We start from the raw sequence: 5,801 nt of genomic DNA on the forward strand, positions 1-5,801 counted from the left end.
TACTCACCCGGTGGTTTATTCAGGTAATTATGCACATGATAGTCAATTCGGGTTCTTCTGATGTTTTGAAATATCTATCGTTGCCTATCGTTAAATTAGAAAAATGTGTATGTACTACACAAAATAAGTTATAAAAATGTGCACATTGCACACATAGTAAATACCTTAAGAACAAAGATGAATGTATGAAGCGACTTATTTACGATTCTTTACTTATATGGAAAGAAAGTACAGATCGTAAACCGTTGATTATTGAAGGAATTCGCCAGTGTGGGAAAACCTGGATCTTAAAGCATTTTGGCGAGACGGAGTTCAAAGATGTCGCTTATTTCAACTTCGAATATGATGATCAGGTGCAAAATATCTTTGAAGGGGATCTGAATGTCTCAAGAATTATAAAAGATCTTGGGATTATGAGGAATATATCCATTCAGCCTGGAAAAACACTTCTCATTTTAGATGAAATTCAGATATCTCCACGAGCAATAACTTCTCTTAAATATTTCTGCGAAAATCTGCCTGAACTTCATGTTGTTGCTGCCGGCTCCCTTCTTGGAGTAGCTCTGGCACAGATGGGGAATCTGGTCTCATTTCCAGTCGGGAAGGTCCAGATGCTTAAGATGTATCCTCTCAATTTTCCGGAGTTTCTCATGGCAAAGGATGGAGAACTCCTGTATGAATATCTGAAAAAAGTTTCCCCTGATGAAACGTTATCGGCGGTCTTTACCAGTAAACTGGAAGAGGCATATCGTGAATATCTGATAACGGGAGGTCTGCCGGAGGTCGTAAGTTCATGGATAAAAAACCACGACATTAGGATTATTGAAGCAATTCAAAGCGATATCATAAGTAATTATGAAAAAGATTTTGTGAAATATGCACCTGTGTCTGAATTTCCAAAACTGTCTTTGATTTGGAAGGCAATACCTGCACAGCTTGCAAAGGAGAATCAAAAATTTCTATTTGCTCATGTAAAGCAGGGAATGCGTGCACGTGATCTGGAAGATTCTCTGGAGTGGCTGATATCTGCCGGACTCATCTATAAAGTTGAAAAGATTGAGAGGCCCTACATTCCAATTACAACATATAGTGATGTTACAAACTTTAAGATCTATCTCTCTGATGTAGGATTATTACGGAGGATGAGTAAATTTCCGGCTGATGTCGTTTTTGACACCTCTTCGCTTACCGCCGACATACGGGGGATTCTTTCGGAAAATTTTGTGTTGACAGAATTGATATCAAACGGGTTTCAAAACCCATATTTCTGGAAATCCGGTGGAATTGCAGAGGTTGATTATATTATTCAGGAAGATGTTGATGTCATTCCAATCGAAGTGAAATCATCAGGAAGAATCCGTTCCAGAAGCCTGGCAGAATACAGAAAAAAATACAACCCGCGTATTGCAGTTCGAACCAGTCTCCGGAATATTGCCCGGCATTCTGATGAACAAGGTGAGGTTTTGGAGATTCCGCTCTACCTCATCTGGAGATTGAAGGCATATCTCTGAATTTAATTGAAATGACTTGATGTTTGTACCCGGTTTTTCAATAAATTCTCTGACTCACAATCAGTGTGTGACAATAAAGGCGCCTGATGAGTGACTGGATTATCTCTTTATTTAAGAATTCTCTCTATAAAATCATGTTCGATGGAAACATATTCATTCAATTTTGTGATCTTTATGTGTAGCATTCGTTAGAAAAATGTGATAATTTTTACCTGGATCTTTTTTTCTCGATCTCTATCATAAGAATAACCAAGAGGCAAACCGCAGAACTCGACTTCGTTCAGTTTAATACCCTCCCTTCTAAAAATTCTCCAATTATCCCTGCTATCTCTTCAGGCTCAACAAAGATCATCCCATGCCCCTGACCTTCCCTGATAACGAGTGTTGCATTCGGGATAGCATCGGCAATGATCACAGCATTCTCCGGAGGGATGACAAGATCCTGATCTCCGGTGATGACAAGTGTCCTGCATTGGATCGAAGGGAGATCGGGATACACTCCTTTCCATGAGAGGAAGGATTCATACTGCTCCTTTACTGCTCCAGGATCAGCAACTTCCCCATAATCCACAAACCAGGTAGAGGGGTCCGGATGACTGGTGCGGAACTCCTCAGTTAGGAGAAGTCTTCCTGCCCGGTCAAGATACTTTTCCGGGCTATTGAATGTCTTCCCCATCTCTTCTATCACCCAAGGGTCGGCTGGCACTTTTTTTGTACCACCGCAATCGGTACTGATGAGAACAAGATGGTTTACTGAAACAGGATATGTTTTCGCATATTCAAGAGCAATCATTCCACCCATTGAGTATCCGACGATATCAACCGGGAGAACAGAACAATTGCGATTTTCGTACTTCACCGGTTCATTAGTACTCAATCCATTATCAGTACTGCCACATCGATCATTCCCTCCCGCCAGTTGAGTTATCACCTCATGCAAATCCATGGCTCCCTGTGAAATAGAAAAAGGAATCTCCGGGTTATGAACTCCGGATACTCCGCGATGGTTATAAACGATAACGGTATGGTTTTGTGCAAGGTTCTCTATCATCTTGTGCGGCCATTCATCGATAGTCATCCCTAACCCCAGGACAAAGAAAACAAGGGGACCTTGTCCATGGATAGCATACCGAAGGGGAATACCGTCCCTGGTGATAATAAATGATGAATTCTTCTCTTCTGTCGAGACATGTTTCTGAACCTGGTTTACTTTTGTACCAGGTTCCTGTACTTTGTTGTTATCGATACACCCAGTCATACAGATGAAGATGATGCATACCGCAATAAAAATGATATCGGTGAGAGTTGTTTGCATGGTGAGCTATCAAACATAGGAATTATTTATTGGTTCTTCTGAAGGGCAAAAAATGATAATTTAAATTTTCAAAAGATAGGATCTAGCCGGTCAGCCCTTCAGATGATTTCCTCTGACAGAGTAGAAAATCCAAAAAAATTTTTAGGTTTTTATCGGAGTTTCCCTTTAATGGGATACTGAATATTATCATTACTTACTTTTCCCTTCACGTTTACGGTTACATTCCACAGTCCTGGTCTGCATGATTCAGGTATCATAAATGTCCCGGTTAGAGTCCCTTTGACCAGTTCACCAATAGCGGTGATGTTCTTCTCACCTGGGTGTGAAAGGTTTACAATCGCCCCGTTCTCAAAGTTCTCTCCATAGACTACAAATCCGCTCCCCTTTCCAGGTGCTGCAAATGACATGACAACTGAGTGTACGACCGGGAACGGACCGGATGGCAGCACGATGAACTGAACATTATCATTACTGAAAAGACCGCTTTGGTTCACAGTCACATTCCAGGGTCCGGGCAGAGCATCATCGGGGATAGTGATGGTCCCGGTCAGGTTTCCTTCTGAGAGATTTCCGGTTGATGTAATGTTTCCCTGTTCTGGATGGGAGAGGTTTACCAGAGCACCATCTTTAAAGTTCTCTCCCTGAAGAAGATAATCGGTTGATTCACCCTGCAGTCCTGAATCAGGAGTGATATTATGAACAACCGGCACATGAATCGGACTGTCCGTAATGGTGAACTGGATGTCATCATTACTATAGAGTCCGTTCTGATTCACTGAAACATTCCATGGTCCGGTGAGAGCATCTGATGGTATTTTGAAGGATCCGAAGAGTCCTGGTCCGGGAATGTATGCATATGATGTGATATTTTCCTCACCGTCATGGGTCAGGTTGACTATTGCGCCATAGAGCAGATGTTCACCGGTAATTGAATAGATGACCTCCGTTCCTTTTTCTCCATTATCCGGATGTATCAAGGTTACAACCGGAGTATCTGTGGGTGCCGGAGTAATGGTAAAGAGGATGTTATCAGTACTAACCTGTCCATTCTGATTTACTGATACATTCCATGGTCCGGTGAGAGTATTTACCGGGAGGTAAAATGTTCCGGTCAGGGTTTCATCCTTTAGGGTTCCGATTGATGCAATAGTGGTTTGTCCTTCCCTGGAAAGATTGACCCATGCACCATTCATAAGATTGGATCCGATAATGGTATAGTTCACAGCAAATCCTGCCTGACCTGATTCAGGTGTAATTCCGGTCACTACTGGAACCGGAACTGGTGGGGCGGTGATGGTAAAGAGTATGTCATCGTTACTATATCGCCCGTTCTGGTTCACTGATACATTCCATGATCCGAGAGTGGCATCAGGTGGAATTGTGAAAGTCCCGGTCAGGTCCTTGCCGTTTAGGGAACCGATTGAGGTGATGTTTGTCTCGTCGGTTTTGGTAAGATTTATGATTGCTCCATTCAGGAAATTTGTTCCGGTTATTGTATAGAGAATCTCAGAGCCGGCCTCTCCGGAATCCGGGGTGATGGATGAAACAATCGGAGCAGGCTCAGGAGTCGGTGTTGGGGTTGGCGTCGGGGTTGGTGCAGGATTGAGATGAATGACTCCCACAGCGTAATGTTGCATTCCTTCATACGACCCTCCCCAGGTCATGGTATGTTTGTTATAATCCCAGGTGTTATGGATAATAATCTGGTCAGTTCCGGTGTATCCGACACCAAGCATGGTATGCCCCCGAACTTGAATTAAAACCGGATATCCTGCGTCAATCTCTGCCTTATACTGGTCATAGGTGAATCCATTCGTGTTTCCATTGTATCCATAGATCAACTGGTTATAATTCAATGAATGCTGACCATCATTTGCGACAGAATATCCCCGGGACTCAACAAATAATTTCATTCCATGCATACCATCCCGCTGGGTATCATCATGTGTAGTGTAATCATACAGCGGAAATCCCTCTGGGTCCGTCCAGATCCAGGTACCCCCGTCGGTTGATTGATATTTATTGTACATACTGGTTCCCATAAAATCGCCTAACGAATCCTGTGGGGTGTGTTCAGTCCAGGAGCCAAAATATGGGTCAATATTAGAGCCATAAGCATGATAGTAATCATCTTTATGGCCCTTTGTTGTTCGGCCGTCAAGTCCGTTCTGGGAAGCAGTAAGAGGGCACTGGCCATTTCCTTCAAATGAAGGTCCCCATACAGCATTCGTCAGGGGAAAAACCCCTCCGTTTGTCGGACCGGTATACATATTTGGATACCCGTTCCGGTCCAGATATCCAAATAGCATGGTTGCAGATGTCGGGGCACATCCATATGACCAGGACATTGCAGGAACCTCATTTTTGTCTAAATATTGTGCTGAAACGTCATTCAGATCAGCGAGGTTTTTGTTCGGATCCCAGTTTTCAGGAGGTAGCCCAGGACCAATGAGCCGGCCTTCAATAACCCTGCCATCTTCATAGGACAGAAGTTTGAGCGTCGAATCATTTGCGTCAGATACCTCAACCAGATTAGGTTCGGCTAATACTCCAATGGTACAGATACCCATCAAGAACAATACAAAAACCAGAAAATACCTGGTAAAAGTAAAAAAAGGGTGACCGTTCATAATGCATATTATTATTTCAAGAATATATTATTTTTTGAATTCAAAAAGGAAATAGAGATGTGCGAATCATATGATAAAAATCAATATCTCCACATAACCTGAAATTATTTCAGCAAAAATATACCGGGGTGCTGGAATTAACAGTATACACTCACAAAATTATGATCTCGCATTTAAAGAGGCGCTTACTCTTTTTGAAAACAAGACTCTTGACTTCCTCGGCCTGAACCTTCCAAAGATAACCGGAGTCATTGTCACCGAGTTTGCCGAAGTTGAGACCCGTGATGAGTTTGTTGATCTTACGTTCAGGCTTGAAAACGGGGATATACTCCACATCGAGGAACA

4 protein-coding genes are annotated in these 5,801 nt (G+C 42.7%); 1 reads left to right on the forward strand and 3 read right to left on the reverse strand.

Going from position 1 to position 5,801, the window contains the following annotated elements; genetic code table 11:
• The first annotated feature begins 245 nt into the window (after positions 1-245).
• Positions 246-1,511 carry an ATP-binding protein gene (locus tag LDL35_RS14145; RefSeq protein ID WP_304023596.1) on the forward strand — a complete coding sequence of 422 codons (1,266 nt, stop codon included), beginning with the start codon at positions 246-248 and terminating at the stop codon, positions 1,509-1,511.
• Between the two features lie 280 nt (positions 1,512-1,791).
• On the opposite strand, the gene LDL35_RS14150 is transcribed toward LDL35_RS14145, so the two are convergent.
• The 3 genes from LDL35_RS14150 to LDL35_RS14160 form a co-directional block, all read right to left on the reverse strand.
• Positions 1,792-2,826: an alpha/beta hydrolase gene (locus tag LDL35_RS14150; protein WP_304023598.1), complete on the reverse strand. Its 1,035-nt coding sequence runs from the start codon at positions 2,824-2,826 to the stop codon at positions 1,792-1,794.
• Between the two features lie 149 nt (positions 2,827-2,975).
• Complete coding sequence (locus tag LDL35_RS14155) at positions 2,976-5,396, reverse strand: IPT/TIG domain-containing protein (protein ID WP_304023599.1); 2,421 nt, start codon at positions 5,394-5,396, stop codon at positions 2,976-2,978.
• Positions 5,397-5,607: 211 nt separating this feature from the next.
• On the reverse strand, positions 5,608-5,801 hold a 194-nt coding region (locus LDL35_RS14160), incomplete at its 5' end, for a hypothetical protein (protein ID WP_304023601.1).

The sequence above is a fragment of the Methanospirillum hungatei genome (genome assembly GCF_020216685.1).
Classification (GTDB): Archaea; Halobacteriota; Methanomicrobia; order Methanomicrobiales; family Methanospirillaceae; genus Methanospirillum; species Methanospirillum hungatei_B.

Coding starts and splice junctions, on each gene's coding strand:
- LDL35_RS14150 (WP_304023598.1), bottom strand. CDS start 2,826: ATGCAAACAACTCTCACCGATATCATTTTTATTGCGGTATGCATCATC.
- LDL35_RS14155 (WP_304023599.1), bottom strand. CDS start 5,396: ATGGGTATCTGTACCATTGGAGTATTAGCCGAACCTAATCTGGTTGAG.